Source organism: Microcoleus sp. B13-B6 (assembly GCF_036705405.1).
In the GTDB taxonomy this organism is placed as follows: Bacteria; Cyanobacteriota; Cyanobacteriia; order Cyanobacteriales; family Microcoleaceae; genus Microcoleus.
The window spans coordinates 1-16,167 of the sequence record NZ_JAUBUJ010000027.1 but is presented as its reverse complement, the minus strand read 5'-3'; the positions used below and the strand labels follow the sequence as shown (position 1 = coordinate 16,167).

Sequence of the window (16,167 nt, the reverse complement as noted above, 5' to 3'; positions counted from 1 at the left end):
TATGTTTACAAACTAGGGGCCGCATCTACGCCATAATGGACAGCGCGCACGCAAAGGGTGAGCGAGGTATAGATGAATAGCGTTTCACGGCTACAGGAAGCAGAACAGGCACTCTTTCAGATTTTTTCTGGTATTGACACTACAGTCAAGCAAAATCTTCAACGAGTCTTAAAAGCTTTTCGCAGCCACCGGGTTGGAGTCCACCATTTTGCAGGGGTTACGGGTTACGGCCACGATGATTTGGGTCGGGAGACTTTGGACGGGTTATTTGCCGAAGTGGTAGGGGCCCAGGCCGCGGCTGTCCGGGTACAGTTTGTTTCGGGTACTCACGCGATCGCCTGTGCTCTTTTTGGCATCCTGCGTCCTGGTGACGAAATGTTGGCAGTGGCTGGTTCTCCCTACGATACTTTAGAAGAAGTGATCGGCTTGCGGGGGCAAGGTCAAGGTTCACTTGTTGAGTTTGGCATTAGTTACCGTGAGTTGCCTCTAACTCGCGAAGGAAGTTTGGATTGGCAGGCATTGAGCTCTACTATTTCAGCAAAGACTCGCCTGGTTTTTATCCAGCGCTCTTGCGGCTATTCTTGGCGGTCGAGTTTGTCTATTTCTGAGATTGAAAAAATCGTCGCCATAGTCAAACATCAGAATCCTAGCACAATTTGCTTTGTTGATAATTGTTACGGGGAGTTTGTTGATGATTGCGAACCTACTGCTGTGGGTGCGGATCTGATGGCTGGTTCTTTAATCAAAAATCCGGGGGGTACGATCGTCCCTGCTGGAGGTTACGTCGCTGGGAGGGCTGATTTAGTGGAGGCGGCAACTTGTCGCTTGACGGCGCCGGGAATCGGCAGCAGTGGCGGCGCAACTTTTGATTTGAATCGGTTGCTGTTTCAGGGTTTGTTTATGGCTCCCGGTTTTGTGGGGGAGGCGATGAAGGGAAATCATTTGACGGCTTATGTTTTTTATAAGTTGGGTTATCGAGTGAATCCTATGCCTTTGGCTAGAAGACGAGATGTGATTCAGGCGATCGAATTCGGTTCTGCTGATAAGTTAATTGCTTTTTGTCGGGCTGTTCAGCAAAATTCCCCCGTCGGTTCCTATTTAGATCCGGTGCCTGCTCCGATGCACGGGTATGAAAGTCAGTTAGTGATGGCTGGGGGTACTTTTATTGATGGGAGTACGTCGGAATTTTCGGCTGACGGGCCTCTGCGGGAGCCTTACGTGGCTTTTTGTCAGGGGGGGACTAATTGGACTCATGTATCTATCGCCTTGGAGGATGCGATCGAGGCTGTGGGCCCAGCAAATAAAGTGACTAATCACTAATTACCAGACTCGGATTTGTTGCCAAACGACCGTCTTCCATGTAGATAATTCGATCGGCAATATCGAGAATGCGGTTATCGTGCGTTACTAGCAAAATCGTGCAGCCTTGTTCTTTTGCTAGTTTTTGCATAATTTCTACGACATCTCGCCCGGATTTTTTGTCTAAAGCGGCGGTTGGTTCGTCCGCTAAAACTATTTTAGGGCGGCTAACTAACGCGCGGGCGATCGCAACTCTTTGTTTTTGCCCTCCCGACAAATTTTCGGGGTAATAATTAGCCCGCTCTCCCAAACCAACTGCTTCTAACATTGCTATTGACAAAGCATCCATATTCTGATTTAGCATTTCTTTGTGCAGTTCCAAAGACATTCGCACGTTTTGCTTGGCTGTCAAGAATGTCATCAAGTTATGTGCTTGAAAAATATAGCCAATTTGCTTTCTGAGTTTAGTTAACTGAGTTTTGCTAGCTCCGTGTATTTCTTGCCCAAGAATTTTGAGACTGCCTTCTTGAGCAGAACGCAGCCCGCCTAACATTGTCAATAAAGTTGTTTTGCCGGAACCAGAGGGTCCCGTCATAATGACTATTTCTCCGGGGTTAATGTCGAGATTTATGTCAAATAAGGCTTGTTTTTTGAGAGAGCCTTGACCGAAGTAATGGTTGAGGTTTTGGACTGAAATTACTGGTTCGGTTGCGGTAGTTGGGTTAGCGGGAAAATTTAGGGTTTGCATGGTGATTTTCGGGAGTTTTTTTTGACATGACATATTGCACTATTATCAAGAAGCTTTTTATGGGCGGGCTAGAAGCCCACCCCACAAGAAAATATCAGTTGTGTGGAACAGGCATCTTGCCTGTTCTTAAAAATATCAGTTGTGTGGAACAGGCATCTTGCCTGTTCTTAAAAATATCAGTTTGACCGACCGATGCAGGCAGATTGACGCTGATGAACGCAGATTAGAATATGTCTGCGGGGTCGGCTGATTGGAGTTTGCGGAGGGCGAGGGCGCCGGAACCAGTACACATCACGATCGTCAAACTTAACACTACAACCGCTCGATTTGTGGTCATAGAAATTGGCAGTAAAGTGGCAGATTGTGCTAGCGAATACAGTCCGTTGGCTAAAACAAGTCCCGGCATAAAACCTAATACAGCTAATAGCAGAGCTTCCTGAATTAAAACTCCGACTAAATAGCGATCGCTATATCCCATTGCTTTTAAAGTCGCATATTCCGCTAGGTGATCGGAAACGTCAGAGTAAAGAATTTGGTAAACAATAATCAGACCAACAACGAATCCGATAATTGTACCGAATCCGAAAATAAAGCCGATCGGAGTAGCATTTGCCCAATAAGCTTTTTCAATTTCTGCAAATTCTGCTAGGGTTAAAACTTTGACATCATCGGGCAATATAGCTTTGAGCATTGACTGGGTTTTTTTGACATCGGCATCGGGTTGTAGGTTGATTAAGCCGACATCAACTTGATCGGGTGTGCGATCGGGAAATAAGTTCATGAAGGTAGAATCGCTGGCAATGACATTGCCGTCAGCCACGAAGGAAGTACCGAGAGTAAAGACTCCTCCTACTTGAATATTGCGTTTATTGAGTTCTGTTTCGAGGGTAGATTGTTTGTGAAAAATATTGGCAATCTCGCCGTATTCAGGTCGAGAAGATTGGTCAAACAACACATGATTAAACATTTGAATTTGAGGTAATTTTTGATTGACATCAGGCAAATTAAATGTTATGTTGCCGGGGTCGATTCCAAAAATTAAAATCGATCGAGTAGTGCGGGTTGTGGGATTTCGCCACTGTCCCATACCAATATATAAGGAAGTAACGGATTTTACTCCTTCTACTCCTTGTGCTTGGTAAAGTCGCTCTCGGTTAAAATCTTTTACCGCAGCAAAAGTTTCAAATTGAGGATTGATTAAAACTAAATCTGTCTGTAAACTTAGGTGCGGCTTAACGGCAGAATCGAATAGTGCATCTTGAAATCCCAGTTGCACAAAAATCAGAATATCTGCAAAGGCAATTCCTGCTATAGCAACAGCGAGGCGGGTTTTTTCTCTAGTTACTTGCAACCACGCAAGGGGTGTTTTGCGAAACATAAGTTTTGGGAATTGGGAAATGGGAATTGTGAATTGGGAATTTATTGTTGGTTATTTAAAGCTGTTTCTTCAAGTTTGCGTTGCCGCATTAGAAGAAATAAAGGCAAACCCAGGGAAACACCAACCAGTAAGTTAGTGGCAATATAAATCCCCAAGTTTTTCATTTTCAGACGCGAACCTTCGCTAAATACAAAAAACCAAAAAACCACGGAAGAGACGATTACATCCATGCCAAAAAAGCCGGAAATTTGATTTGCAAACAATTGTCCGAAGAAAGCGTTAATATTCAACCCTTTTTCTAAGAGAAACGGGACAAACTGGGAATACGGTAAAGCAGTGCCCAGAATACAGAGAACTAAGTATGCAATTTGAAGCATTGGGAAACCTCCAGTTTGTTAATTGTAAATCGCTATATTTGCGAGTTTACTCAGCATTACTGAGCGCTTTAATATCAGATTGCATAATTAAGTTAATGTTGCGAGAAATCTTGTCAATTTCCCAATCCCACCACCGAATTTCTAATAGTTGTGCAACTTCAGCATCGCTGAAACGCTGTTTGATTGAACGTGCGGGGTTTCCACCGACAATGGTGTAAGCGGGAACATCTTTTACTACAACTGCTTTGGCGGCAACGATTGCACCGTCGCCGATTTTGACTCCCGGCATAATCACCGACTCATAGCCGATCCAAACGTCATTACCGATCGCAGTATCGCCTTTACTTGGCAGTTCGATTAATAGATTCATGGCTGTTTCCCAACCATTCCCAAAGACGGGAAAAGGATAGGTAGAAATGCCGTCTAATTTGTGATTTGCACCGCTCATAATGAATTTGACGTTAGTGGCGATCGCACAAAATTTACCAATAATTAATTTGTCACTTCCGTAATTGTAAAGTACATTTTTTTCAAAGTTTTCTGGCTCGATTGGATCGTCATAATATGAGTAATCGCCGACGATAATATTGGGGGATTTTATGAAGTTTTTGATAAAGCAAACCCTGCGCTGGTCTGCCATCGGATAAGGTCGGTTCGGATCGGGGCCAAATTCTACCATAACTTTCAATCCTCCAAGGTTTTTAGTAAAGACTTTAGTTTTGTTTAATTGCTACTTGTACCTGCAAATTGGTCAATCCCGCAACTTGTTTGCTAGCTTCAGGATTCAGGTGAATTTTTACTTCCACTACTCGGCTGTCCAAGTTTTCTCCCGGTTGGTTACTAAACACATTTTGTTTACTTACTTTTAACGCAATCTCTTTGACAGTTCCCTGCAACTCTCCTGAGAATGCTTGGCTAATAACCGCTGCTTTTTGTCCTAGCTTAATTTTGCTGATGTCGGTTTGATAAATTTCTGCAACGACTACCATTTGGTCAGTTTTTCCTAAGTCTGTAATGCCGTCATCGCTGATTTTTTCCCCAGCACGAGTATGAATTTTCAGGATTTTTCCAGCATTGGGCGCGCGGATGGAAGCTTGATTTAACTCGGTTTGGGCGCGCTTCACTTGGGCGATCGCACTTTCGATCTCAGCTTCGGCTGCTTGCACGTCCACGGGGCGGACTTCGGCTATTTTGTCAAGAGTTGCTTGAGCTTCTTCTAGTTGTTCGATGCCAGTTTCTTGAAGGCGCTTGAGTGTTGCTTGAGCTTCGTTAAGCTGCTGGATTGATGTACTGTTAATTCGAGTTAGGTTTGCTTCTGCTTCGTTAAGTTGCTGTTTGGCTGTATTGTTAATTCGATCCAGGTTTGCTTCTGCTTCTTCAAGTTGCTGCTTTGCCGTATTATTGATTCGGCTGAGATTAGCTTGTGCTTCTTTAATTTGCTGGCGACTTGTTTCTAATGCCAGCCGCTTAGTATCTCTTACGGATTGAGAAATTGCACCTTCACCCGCGAGTTGCTGATGTCGGGAATCTTCAGTTTTAGCATTATTAAACTCGGCTTGCAATTTGTCGATCGCTGCTATTTGTGCTGTTTTTTCTCCTTGCCATTGTGCCGCTATGCGGCTAATTGTTGCCTGTTGTGCTTTCCTCTCCCCTTGCCACTGAGCCGTGATTCGGCTGATAGTTGCCTGCTGTGCGATTCTGTCGCCTTGCCATTGTGCTTGCAGGCGATCGACTGTTGCTTGTTGTGCAGTTTTGTTGCCTTGCAGTTCCGCTTCTAGCTTGCCAATTGTGGCAGATTGTGCTGCAAGTTCTCCCGACTTTGCACCAGCTTTTACTTGTGCTAAACGGGCTTGAGCAACTTTGACTTTTTCTTGAGTTTCATCTAAAACAGATTGCAGCCGATCGCGCGCATCCAAAATCGCGATTAGTTGTCCTGCTTTGACTCGATCGCCCTCTTTGACTAAAAGCTGGGAAATGCGATCGCCATCTAAAGTTTGCGATACTCCCAAGCGAACCACTTCTCCTTGCGGTTCCAATCTTCCTAATGCCGTTATTTTCCTCGGTGGTGGTATTTCTGCTGGCAAAGGTTCCGTATTTTTAGCCAACGGTGCAAACTGAGAAATCCCGTAAAAAGCTGTACCGCTGGTAATGATGCTGGCAGCAATTGCCATTCCGATTACTAATCTATTTTTAGGTTCTATCCAAGATTGAAAATTCATACTTGTCCTCTACTTGCAGCTATTTTTGTCTAAATAAGCGAGCAACATCTCTTTTAATAAAGTCCATTGTTCTGCAACAGATATTCTTTCACCTTGATAAAACCTTCTTACCAGCAAACCGTCACCATAACAGATAATAAATCTAGCGATTGCTGGATCGGAGATACCTAAGTAGCAACTGAGTGCCTCTTCGTAACGCTTTCCCGATTCCTGAAGTGCTTGATTGCTCTCAATCTCTTGACGAGTTTTTTGTTGGCAAAACTCAAATATCATTAACAGACTTTTCAGGATGTAATCTTCATTTTTGCTGAAGTAATCCATCAGTTTTTCAAGTTTTTCTGCTAAAGTTGGCGGATTTCCCAGTTCGGAAATTGCTTCTTCTTTTGTATCTTCATAGCTCAAGTATTCAATTAACTGCTCGAACAAACTTTCTTTACTCGGGAAGTAGTGATAAAGGGTTCCTGTAGAAACTCCGATTTCTGACCCAATTTCCCGCATAGTTACTGATGAGTAACCTTTTTCGGCAAATATGTCAAAGCATTTGTTTAGTAGTTCTTTACGGTATCGATCGCGGTCAACTATTTTTGGCATGGGTGAATAGATTTTAGATTTTAGATTACCTAAAGTCTAAAATTTATTGGTTCGATAATCCTATATCGAACGGTCGATATAGTATAAGCGACTACACAATTGATTTTTTGCTGTCGGTGAACGGGTCGATATTTATATCGAACAATCGTTATATTTACTACAACACAGAGTAAGAGAGTTTGTCAAGGGGTGGGAGAGAAATTTTTTGCCGATCGCCCTGCAAGAAATGAGACAAAATGGTAGAAGCCAACATCCCTCCGTGTTGCGAAGCGGTTAAAAATCCCAAATTAATATAAAAGAAGCGATCGCAGTGAGAAAATTTATGAGAGTACGAACCTACGAAATCGGTGATACCCAACAAATTGTAAAACTGTTTTACGACACCGTACACGAAGTAAACATCCGCGATTACACACAAGCACAAGTAGATGCTTGGGCGCCAGCAGATATGGATATCGAACGTTGGACTAAAAGTTTAAGCATTAAATTTACTTTCGTAGCAGAAGAGGGTGAGAAAATTGCAGGTTTTGGGGAATTAGAAGCAAGCGGCCATATCGATCGCTTTTACTGTCATCAAGATTTTCAAAGACAAGGAGTTGGCAGGCTAATTTTAAAACAAATTGAGTCAAAAGCCAAAGACTTAGGAATTAACAAGTTATTTACCGAAGCCAGCATTACAGCTCGACCTTTTTTTGAAACCCAGGGATTTATTGTGATTACAAAACAAGAAGTAGAACGCAGAGGACAAAAATTCATCAACTTTGCGATGGAAAAAAATATATAAACAACGATTTGTGTAAAATTAGATCGAAGAGTTTTACTCAGGAGTTGCGATGGTGACGGAAGCTACAAATGTGCTGGGCGGAAAGTTAGAGAATTGCTGCACTTCGCCAATGACAGGATATTATCGGGACGGCAAATGCAATACAGGTGGTGGCGACTTTGGGGCTCACACTGTTTGTGCTCAACTGACAGAAGAGTTTTTGCAATTCACTAAGTCGAATGGAAATGATTTGAGCACTCCGGTTCCCGAATTTAATTTCCCCGGTTTGAAGCCTGGGGATTGCTGGTGTTTGTGCGCTTCTCGGTGGAAGGAAGCAATGGATGCAGGAGTTGCGCCGCCTGTGGTTTTGGCCGCCACTCACGCCTTGACTTTGGAATACGTTTCTTTGGATGAATTGAAGCAGCACGCTGCTGATTTGTAGGAGGATGTTGGTGTGCGATCCTCTTCGTTGGCGTAGCCCCCGTAGGGGCGGGCTTTCCTTCGGATCGCAACGCTTTCGCTAACGGGCGATCGCGCTCTTATACAAACTGTAGGGTGCGTCAGTTGGCGTTATTTTTTCAATACTTCAGGCGTTTTTCACTGACCCACCCTACAAGTTGACTCCAATCAGTTAAAATAGGTTTAGAGGTGAGGTATAACCAGTGTCAGCTAAGGATCTATTTCATAATGCTGTGAAGCGAGGTCTTGAAAAATCTGAGTGGGTGGTTACTCACGATCCTCTCAGGCTAGAATTTGCAGAGAATGAGAGAGTCGAAATCGATTTGGGAGCTGAACGACTCATCGGTGCGGAAAAATCAGGAAAAAAAATTGCAGTAGAAGTCAAGAGTTTTTTAAGCGCTTCAGCTCTCTCTGATTTTCATACTGCGTTGGGACAATTTTTAAATTACCGTTTAGTCTTAGAAAAGCTCGAACCAGATCGCACTTTATATTTGGCAGTTCCCATCGCGACTTACGAATCTTTTTTCAGTCGGGAGTTACCTCAAGCGTCGGTTCGACAACACCAAGTCAAGCTTATTGTGTATAACCCTGTTCAGGAGGCAATAGTCAAATGGATCGACTAGAGCATTACCGTCAGTGCATTCAAAAACTCCTCATTGAAGATAGCAAGATAGCACCAATTAACGGAGAAATTGAGGTAGAAACAATTTTTGATAAAGAAAAAGATCGCTATCTAGCCGTCGATTTAGGATGGGACGGACACCGCCGCGTGTATAACTGTGTGTTTCATTTGGATATTAAAAATGGCAAAATCTGGATTCAGCGAAATCAAACTGACAGGCAGATTGCTGAGGAATTGGTAGAAATGGGAGTACCCAAAGAGGATATTGTGCTAGGACTTCAGCCAACTTATGCACGGGAACATACAGGCTTTGGAGTTGCATAGTAATATAAAAGGCGCCTTCAATCGTAACGTAAGTATTTAAGTGCGATCGGGTGTAATTCTACTAAATTTTTATGGTTCAGTTTGTGGTTCCCACTGACAGATAGACTCTGGCTTGAGTGGGCAAGTTTTCGGAGCGATCGGATTTCCGCTGAGGTAGAGTTCAGTCAGTTTAGTGAAAGATGCTAGCGGTTCGATGTCGCCAATTTGATTGTTTTCGAGTGAGAGCAAAGTCAGCTTAGTCAAGGATGCTAGCGGTTTGATATCAACGATTTGATTGTTGTTGAGCCAGAGAATCTCCAGTTTAGTCAAGAATTCTACCGGTTTGAGATCAGCGATCTCATTCTTGTTAAGTGATAGCCCTTCCAGGTTAGTCAAGGATGCTAGCGGTTTGATATCAACGATTTGATTCGAGCTGAGGTTAATCCCTTCCAGGTTAGTCAAGGATGCTAGTGATTTGATGTCACTAATCTGATTGCTGCTGAGGTCGATAAAAGTCAGTTTCATCAAAGATGCTAGCGGTTTGATGTCACTAATTTTATTGCCAGCGAGATCGATCCCAGCCAGGTTAGTCAAAGATGCTAGTGGCTTGATGTCGTCAATCTGATTGCTGCGGAGGAAAAGCCCTTTCAGGTTAGTCAAGGATGCTAGCGGTTTGATGTCATCGATCTGATTTTCGATGAGGACGATTTCAGTCAGGTTAGTCAAGGATGCTAGCGGTTTGATGTCGCGGATCTGATTGTTCCCGATGTTGAGCACTTTCAGGTTAACCAAGGATGCTAGCGGTTTGATGTCAACGATCTGATTGCTGCTGAGGTTGAGCAAAGTCAGGTTAGTCAAGGATGCTAGCGGTTTGATGTCGCTGATAGAACAGTTGATGAGCCGGAGAACGTTCAGGTTAGTTAAGGATGCTAGCGGTTTGAGGTCGCTGATTCCTTGCTTCGTAAAGCTAATTCCTGTGATACTAGAAAGTTGGCGATCGCCCTCATCGCACTCAGTAGTTCCTGCTATTTTTAACAGCATATCAACAGTATGTTTAGCTTCTGGACTCAAAGAATCTTTTTCGCGACACCATTGAGCAAATGTTTTGTTTCCCGATCGCGTTTCTGCTGCCTTCGCAGACAGTCCATTTCCAGATAATGCTAGAAGCACACAACAAGTAAGTGCGATCGACTTTGGTAACTTCATGTGTTTGTGTGCAACTATAAGTGTCATAATCTTGTACCTCTAATTTCCCCAACAGTAAAGTTTGAGCATTTAATTTCAGGGTTCCCACTTACAGATAGACTCTGGCTTTAGTGGGCAAGTTTTGGGAGCGATCGGATTTCCGCTGAGGCCGAGCCAAGTCAGTTTAGTCAAGGATTCTAGCGGTTTGATGTCGCTGATTTGATTGTTATTGAGCCAGAGCCAAGTCAGGTGAGTCAAAGATTCTAGCGGTTTGATGTCGCTGATTTGATTGTTGTCGAGCGTGAGTACATTCAGCTTAGTCAAGGATTCTAGCGGTTTGATGTCACTGATTTGATTGTTGTTGAGTTCGAGCCCATTCAGGTTAGTCAAGGATTGCAAGAGTTTGATGTCGCTGATTTGATTGTTGTTGAGTTCGAGCGAAGTCAGTTTAGTCAAGGATTGCAAAAGTTTGATGTCGCTGATTTGATTGTTGTTGAGACGGAGCCGAGTCAGGTTAGTCAAGGATTCTAGCGGTTTGATGTCGCTGATTTGATTGTTGTTGAGTTCGAGCGAAGTCAGTTTAGTCAAGGATTCTAGCGGTTTGATGTCGCTGATTTGATTGTTGTTAAGTTCGAGCGAAGTCAGTTTAGTCAAGGATTCTAGCGGTTTGATGTCGCTGATTTGATTGTTGCCGAGGAAGAGCCAAGTCAGGTTAGTCAAGGATTCTAGCGGTTTGATGTCGCTGATTTGATTGTTATTGAGCCAGAGCCGAGTCAGGTTAGTCAAGGATTCTAGCGGTTTGATGTCGTTGATTTGATGGCCGCGGAGCCAGAGCGAAGTCAGGTTAGTCAAGGATTCTAGCGGTTTGATGTCGCTGATTTGATTGTAGTCGAGGTCGAGTTGCGTGAGACTCGAAAGTTTCTGATTAGCCACATCGCACTCAGTAGTCCCTGCTTTCTGCAACAGCACCTCAACAGTATGTTTAGCTTCAGGAGTCAAATCAGCTTTTTGGCGACACCAATCAGCAAATGTTCGTCCACTATTTTTCGGTTGCGTCTCGGAGGCCTTCGCGGAAAGTCTATGTCCCCAGTCACAAATAGAGTCTGGCTTCATAGGGCAAGTTTTGGGAGGGATCGGATTTCCCCTGAGTTTGAGCGCAGTCAGTTTAGTCAAGGATTCTAGGGGTTTGATGTCGCTGATTTGATTGTCGCTGAGGTTGAGCACAGTCAGGTTGGTCAAAGATTCTAGCGGTTTAATGTCGCTGATTCGATTCAAGCTGAGGTCGAGTTCAGTCAGTTTAGTCAAGGATTCTAGCGGTTTGATGTCGCTGATTCGATTGTAGTCGAGACGGATTTCAGTCAGTTTAGTCAAGGATTCTAGCGGTTTGATGTCGTTGATTTGATTGAATCCGAGGTGGAGCGAAGTCAGTTTAGTCAAGGATTCTAGCGGTTTGATGTCGCTGATTTGATTGTTGAAGAGGTAGAGCAGACTCAGGTTAGTCAAAGGTTGCAAGGGTTGGATGTCGTTGATTTGATTGAATCCGAGGTGGAGCCAAGTCAGGTTAGTCAAAGATTCTAGCGGTTTGATGTCGCTGATTTGATTGTTGAAGAGGTCGAGTCCAGTCAAGTTAGTCAAGGATTCTAGCGGTTTGATGTCGCTGATTTGATTGTCGCCGAGGAGAAGCGCAGTCAGGTTAGTCAAGGATTCCAAGGGTTGGATGTCGCTGATTTGATTGTTTCTGAGATCGAGTCCCGCGAGACTCGAAAGTTTCTGATTAGCCGGATCGCACTCGGTAGCCCCTGCTTTCTTCAACAGCACCTCAACTGTATATTTAGCTTCACGGCTCAAAGAAGCTTTTTGGCGACACCAATCGGCAAATGTTCGTACACTGTTTCCCGGTTGCGTCTGTGCGGCCAACTCCGAAGGTCTATTTCCACATGATGCTAGGGCGATCGCACAACAAGTAACTGCGATCGCCTTTGGTAAATTCATGTGTTTCTGTGCAAATATAAGTGTCATAATCTTGTAACTCTAATTTTCTGAACTGTATACAACAAAGACACGGCAATACCGTGTCCCTGCAAAAAATCTATTAAAAACTCTCTGAATTACCTCACTCAGGCAACTTATACTAATTAGTAGCTGCGTCTTTTTGCATGATATTCTGTGCCGAGCGAGGATATTTCCACGCTCCGAACCCTACCCAACTAATTAATATCAACTCCCACCAAATCTGCCACAACTTTCTCCAATCCAGCTATCACCTTCGTCGTCCGTTTCCAGTCAACCTTATCGGGTGTATCTTGCGCCGTGTGATAGTAAGGATAGCGATAGGGAGCAGTATCTGTCACCATCAGCCCTGGATAACCATGTTGCCAAAAAGACCATTGATCAGACCAACCAACACCAGGAATGCCACCCGGAATTGCTGCACCTTCTGAGGGAAATTCAGCATGGCGGCGGAAAGATGCGATCGCCTCTCTAACCAGTTTACTTGAGGATGTATTGCCAATAAATCCGATAAAATTTCCCGACGTAGGATAAAAAAGGTTTAATGGTGCTGGATATTTCTGACTGTTTTTGGCATCTGAGTAATAACCAATTGTTTCTAAACTGAGCATCGAAACAATTTTTTCATTACGCTCTCTGCATCTTTTGGCATAAACCAAACTCCCCATATCAGCAGTCCAGAAAAAAGGCGGTTCCTCATTCACAAACTCAACAAAACGCACAGTCTTTTCCGGCTTTTTACCTGCAAACATTCTCGCTAAAGCCAGAACTCCCGCCGCCCCAGTTGCGTTATCATTTGCCCCTGGACTCCCCACCACAGAATCATAATGTGCCCCAATTACAACGATTTCATCTGCCTTTTTTCCCCCTGGAATCTCCACTTCTATGTTATAATAAAAATTATCATCAATTTTATATTCTTGTCGTTCAACTTTATAGCCAGCCTTTTGAAATGATGCTTCGAGAAAGTCAGCGGCTTCTCCAAGTTTTTGATATTGTATAAAGTTGCGCTCTCCGATTTCACCAGCGAGCTTTTCCACATCGCGCTGTAAAGCATCTCGGAGCGAGATTTCCTGTGCTGTTAAAGGGGGAATTGTCCCGCTGTAGCTTTTCCCTGGCATTGCAATCATACTCAACCATATCCCACTAATTAGAGTAATTAAGATCGTACTAAGGATAGCCAGTCTAGTTAACGTTCCGCGATTCCATAATTCGATCTTTCCCAATTGCATTTGTTTTCTATCCTTGGCTATGCTTGAGTAGTAGGGTGCGTCAGTTAGCGTTATTTTTTCAATAATCCAACAGCTTTTGACTGACGCACCCTACAAGTTTACACATCGGGCAACTTATACTGCGCGACAATCCGCTTAGCATATTCCGGCACATGAGCCTCTAATTTCTCAGGATAATTCCGCTTCACGTACAGATAATTACGAGTGAAATGAGAATCAATTGAAAAACGGGCATATTCCAAACCCTTCGGCCCAATTCTCTCAATAAACACGCCCATTAACTTCGCCGCCCACATCGGCAAAGTCACTCCTTTTTCATAAGCTGGAATACTTTGCTGAACCGCCTCTTTTCGGTTTCCCTTAGACATCACCGGCTGAGTGTTAAGCTGATCCGTTACCAAATCTAACATCTCTTGCCCCGTGTCATTTCGCACCACAATCCACTGCCAGCCAAAAGGTGCGCCCATGTAGCCCACCACTAAATCTGCTAAAGAATTCACATAATCAAAACAGCTCAAACAAGAAGGAGCAAAAACATCCTTCAATTCCTTAGTATTCAAGCCAAAAAACGGCACTTTCTCTTCCGAACCATCTTCGTGTTTGAAGTGAACGTTAAAGTCTTGCATAAACTCGTAAGAAACCACAGTTTCCGGAGAACGGCTAGTCGTATCTAGGAATTTCTGCAAGCCCGCGCGGCTGACATTATCCACGCAGGGAGTCCCCAAAACGTAGAGCTTTTCTAAACCGAGTTTTTTCTCGACTGTTCGCAAAGCTTGAATTTGACAGCCGACGCCAATTACTAACAGCCGCTTCATCCCCGATTTTTCGATTTGTTCTAATACTGAAAGATTGGGAGAGAGAGTGGGTTTGTTGACTTTTGCTGCGAGAATCTCTTCACGATTCCTAGCAATTATCGGCATCGGTTGAAAGCGGTCTTCTTTAGTATTTTGGACGCAAACAACGCCTTCTACAATTCCTTTTTCGAGCATTTCAATGGCAATTGTGCTGACGATCCCCGTCCACTGAGCACCCTCGATCGGCTCTTTTTTCCGAGCCGCCATCATGTTTTGACTGACTCCAAAATACCAATCGTCGGGATTGTCGAGATTGCGCGATCGCCCGTGAATCTCTTCTTCTAATTCCGCGATGTGCTGTGTTAAGAAAGCACAAGATTCCTTGACATAATGGATGTAATATGTATCGCACAAACCGCACTCGCTGCAAAGTTCTTTAGCGGGGCGGCGGCTACCCGGTTTGAGGGCCTTGGATTTTTGGTGTTTAGTAGAATCTGTTGCGGTCATCTAAATTACTTATTTTATGCAGATATGGCTTTTGTTAGGATATCACAGCAATTTCGGTTGTTACCTCCTTTATTCTTTAGACCTCTTGCAAAAATCCTTTCATCAATTGATGGGACGGGCAAGATGCCCGTCCCACAAGAGTTATTTCTTCTTGTGGGGCGGGCATCTTGCCCGTCCTAATTATTTTTGCAAGAGGTCTTTTCTGTCATTCCTCGCAGGCGGACGCAAGCTTGTGCGGGAGCAAATTCGGTTCGCCCGAAATTGGCGGTTTTCAAAGCTTAAAAAATATTAGTCAGGACTTACCTAGGTTGCGCTAAAAACCCGGTTTCTTCCTGAATACCTCACTGTTAAACCTAAGATTTATGGTAAAAACCGGGTTTCTTTGTGTAGTTTGGGTAAAAAAATTCGGTTTCAGAGCATCGCCGTGCGTCTAGGAGTGTTTGTGTAAGTCCTATTAGTATCAATCCGGATCTAGCGGGCGATCGCGCGAATACATTGCCAAATAAAGCTATAAAAAAATGGTAAAAATGTTTGTGACAACAGCCGTCGTTGGCATCATGATGAATCTCGCAATTTCGAGCTTAGGATTTGCTGCTTTAGTTCGTCCTGTCCCCGCTACGAATCAAACTGTTGCGACTCTAGAAAGAATGCTCAGCGCGACACAAAAGCCGGCGGCGCTGAACTATTCGCGCCTGGGGATTGGCGAGGTTCGGTTGGGGATGTCTGTAGAAGAGGCAAAACGTAAGTTGGGAAAACCACAGCGCGACGAAACTAAACCTGCTGGGCCTGGGATCGGCGGCAAGATTCGCACGCTAAGCTACTCAGGATTGACGGTAGCAGCATGGAAGGGCAAAGTTTATTTAATTTCTACTACCAATCCCAAGTTTCTGACAATTGATGGTGTGAAGCTAGGAGATAACAGCCAAAAAGTCGTTAAAACTTACGGTTACGGGTCGCAATCCGTGCAGGGTGGAGTGACTCGGTTGACTTACAGCAATGACCAAAAGGCTTCTAATTTGATTGTGGAAATTAAGGGCGATCGCGTGCAAAAAATTATTGTGAGCACGCAGCTAAACTGAAATATTAAATAACAGTGCAAAAGTCCCGGTTCACAAGTTTGTAGTAAGGACTTTATTCCTTATTTATGAGGATTTTTAGCCTTTCTGTGAGTTGACTGGAGGGCTTTTTCCTCATGTACGCGCGTGCGTAGCTATCCCGTAGGGAATCGCCCGCGTCTCCTTAATCCTCTTTATCATCATCCGACAATTGTGTAATTTCCTCAGCAATTAGTGTCTGAAAATCCTCTCCGCAGTGAACGTTGAGATGGATTGCAGAGAGGAAGGAACTCTGCTAGAATTTCCGCTTTTTGTCGATCGCTCAAATCAGGTAACTGAAGTTGATCGATTAATATCAAATCCGCCCTTCATCGGAATTATTCATCTCTCTGTTCTCTTCCTCTGCGTTCTCTGCGTACTCTGCGGTTTAATCATTCCAATCCAACCGGAATTGATATAAAGTAATAACATTTTGACACTCAGTGCCCAATTCTTCAATTAACGTACTCAGCCTAGAATTAGTTACAGAAATTGTCCGATCGCTAACTTCCATCTTTACTTAGGATCGCGAATTAAATAACTTACAATTTTAATTGTTATTGTGGGATGGGCGTCCCGCCCGTCC

General features: G+C 43.9%; 18 protein-coding genes. 7 read left to right on the top strand and 11 right to left on the bottom strand.

The genetic code is table 11. The features are described 5' to 3' along the window. The first annotated feature begins 72 nt into the window (after nt 1-72). A complete protein-coding gene (locus QUB35_RS14440; RefSeq protein WP_333142556.1) occupies nt 73-1,320 on the top strand; it encodes a methionine gamma-lyase family protein in 1,248 nt (415 codons plus the stop codon). Here QUB35_RS14440 and QUB35_RS14435 read toward each other — a convergent pair. After that, nucleotides 1,310-2,047 carry a DevA family ABC transporter ATP-binding protein gene (locus tag QUB35_RS14435; RefSeq protein ID WP_333142555.1) on the bottom strand — a complete coding sequence of 246 codons (738 nt, stop codon included), beginning with the start codon at nt 2,045-2,047 and terminating at the stop codon, nt 1,310-1,312. The two genes, QUB35_RS14440 and QUB35_RS14435, sit on opposite strands and share 11 nt — an antisense overlap. A 26-nt stretch (nt 2,048-2,073) precedes the next feature. Here QUB35_RS14435 and QUB35_RS14430 point away from each other — a divergent pair, with 26 nt between their 5' ends. Next, nucleotides 2,074-2,232 (top strand): hypothetical protein, encoded by a 159-nt coding sequence (locus QUB35_RS14430; RefSeq protein WP_333142554.1) that lies wholly within the window; start codon nt 2,074-2,076, stop codon nt 2,230-2,232. A 38-nt stretch (nt 2,233-2,270) separates the two neighbouring features. Here the strand turns inward: QUB35_RS14430 and devC are convergent, their stop codons facing one another. From devC to QUB35_RS14405, 5 genes are read right to left on the bottom strand one after another with little or no spacing between them, the layout of a single operon-like run. Further along, nucleotides 2,271-3,425, bottom strand: coding sequence for an ABC transporter permease DevC (gene devC, locus QUB35_RS14425; RefSeq protein ID WP_333142553.1), 1,155 nt, complete (start codon nt 3,423-3,425; stop codon nt 2,271-2,273). A 41-nt stretch (nt 3,426-3,466) separates the two neighbouring features. Next, nucleotides 3,467-3,802: a DUF2834 domain-containing protein gene (locus tag QUB35_RS14420; protein ID WP_333142552.1), complete on the bottom strand. Its 336-nt coding sequence runs from the start codon at nt 3,800-3,802 to the stop codon at nt 3,467-3,469. Nucleotides 3,803-3,848: 46 nt separating this feature from the next. Then, nucleotides 3,849-4,481: a Vat family streptogramin A O-acetyltransferase gene (locus tag QUB35_RS14415; protein ID WP_333142551.1), complete on the bottom strand. Its 633-nt coding sequence runs from the start codon at nt 4,479-4,481 to the stop codon at nt 3,849-3,851. A 34-nt stretch (nt 4,482-4,515) separates the two neighbouring features. Further along, nucleotides 4,516-6,021, bottom strand: coding sequence for an efflux RND transporter periplasmic adaptor subunit (locus tag QUB35_RS14410; RefSeq protein WP_333142550.1), 1,506 nt, complete (start codon nt 6,019-6,021; stop codon nt 4,516-4,518). Between the two features lie 9 nt (nt 6,022-6,030). Then, nucleotides 6,031-6,612 (bottom strand): TetR/AcrR family transcriptional regulator, encoded by a 582-nt coding sequence (locus QUB35_RS14405; RefSeq protein ID WP_333142549.1) that lies wholly within the window; start codon nt 6,610-6,612, stop codon nt 6,031-6,033. Between the two features lie 322 nt (nt 6,613-6,934). On the opposite strand from QUB35_RS14405, the gene QUB35_RS14400 reads away from it, so the two are divergent. The 4 genes from QUB35_RS14400 to QUB35_RS14385 all read left to right on the top strand — a co-directional run bounded on the left by QUB35_RS14400 (nt 6,935) and on the right by QUB35_RS14385 (nt 8,780). Then, nucleotides 6,935-7,396 carry a GNAT family N-acetyltransferase gene (locus QUB35_RS14400; protein ID WP_333142548.1) on the top strand — a complete coding sequence of 154 codons (462 nt, stop codon included), beginning with the start codon at nt 6,935-6,937 and terminating at the stop codon, nt 7,394-7,396. Between the two features lie 49 nt (nt 7,397-7,445). Further along, nucleotides 7,446-7,817, top strand: coding sequence for a DUF2237 domain-containing protein (locus QUB35_RS14395; protein ID WP_333109180.1), 372 nt, complete (start codon nt 7,446-7,448; stop codon nt 7,815-7,817). A 220-nt stretch (nt 7,818-8,037) separates the two neighbouring features. Continuing rightward, nucleotides 8,038-8,457, top strand: coding sequence for a XisH family protein (locus QUB35_RS14390; RefSeq protein ID WP_333109179.1), 420 nt, complete (start codon nt 8,038-8,040; stop codon nt 8,455-8,457). Further along, entirely contained in the window at nt 8,445-8,780 is a 336-nt protein-coding gene (locus QUB35_RS14385; RefSeq protein WP_333142547.1) for a XisI protein, read from the top strand. Before QUB35_RS14390 ends, QUB35_RS14385 begins: the two co-directional genes overlap by 13 nt. Nucleotides 8,781-8,849: 69 nt before the next feature. Here QUB35_RS14385 and QUB35_RS14380 read toward each other — a convergent pair whose 3' ends face one another. The 4 genes from QUB35_RS14380 to QUB35_RS14365 all read right to left on the bottom strand — a co-directional run bounded on the left by QUB35_RS14380 (nt 8,850) and on the right by QUB35_RS14365 (nt 14,487). Further along, nucleotides 8,850-9,992: a leucine-rich repeat protein gene (locus QUB35_RS14380; RefSeq protein ID WP_333142546.1), complete on the bottom strand. Its 1,143-nt coding sequence runs from the start codon at nt 9,990-9,992 to the stop codon at nt 8,850-8,852. Nucleotides 9,993-10,040: 48 nt separating this feature from the next. Further along, entirely contained in the window at nt 10,041-11,963 is a 1,923-nt protein-coding gene (locus QUB35_RS14375; protein ID WP_333142545.1) for a leucine-rich repeat domain-containing protein, read from the bottom strand. Between the two features lie 188 nt (nt 11,964-12,151). Beyond that, the gene (locus QUB35_RS14370; RefSeq protein WP_333142544.1) at nt 12,152-13,186 is read right to left on the bottom strand and encodes a M28 family peptidase; all 1,035 of its coding nucleotides are present in this window, start codon (nt 13,184-13,186) and stop codon (nt 12,152-12,154) included. Nucleotides 13,187-13,284: 98 nt separating this feature from the next. Continuing rightward, nucleotides 13,285-14,487, bottom strand: a complete 1,203-nt coding sequence (locus tag QUB35_RS14365; RefSeq protein WP_333142543.1) for a Coenzyme F420 hydrogenase/dehydrogenase, beta subunit C-terminal domain — start codon at nt 14,485-14,487, stop codon at nt 13,285-13,287. A gap of 518 nt (nt 14,488-15,005) precedes the next feature. Between QUB35_RS14365 and QUB35_RS14360 the strand changes: the two genes are divergently transcribed. Further along, nucleotides 15,006-15,566 carry a hypothetical protein gene (locus QUB35_RS14360; protein ID WP_333142542.1) on the top strand — a complete coding sequence of 187 codons (561 nt, stop codon included), beginning with the start codon at nt 15,006-15,008 and terminating at the stop codon, nt 15,564-15,566. A 403-nt stretch (nt 15,567-15,969) separates the two neighbouring features. On the opposite strand, the gene QUB35_RS14355 is transcribed toward QUB35_RS14360, so the two are convergent. Beyond that, complete coding sequence (locus tag QUB35_RS14355) at nt 15,970-16,095, bottom strand: hypothetical protein (protein ID WP_333142541.1); 126 nt, start codon at nt 16,093-16,095, stop codon at nt 15,970-15,972. Nucleotides 16,096-16,167: the final 72 nt, after the last annotated feature.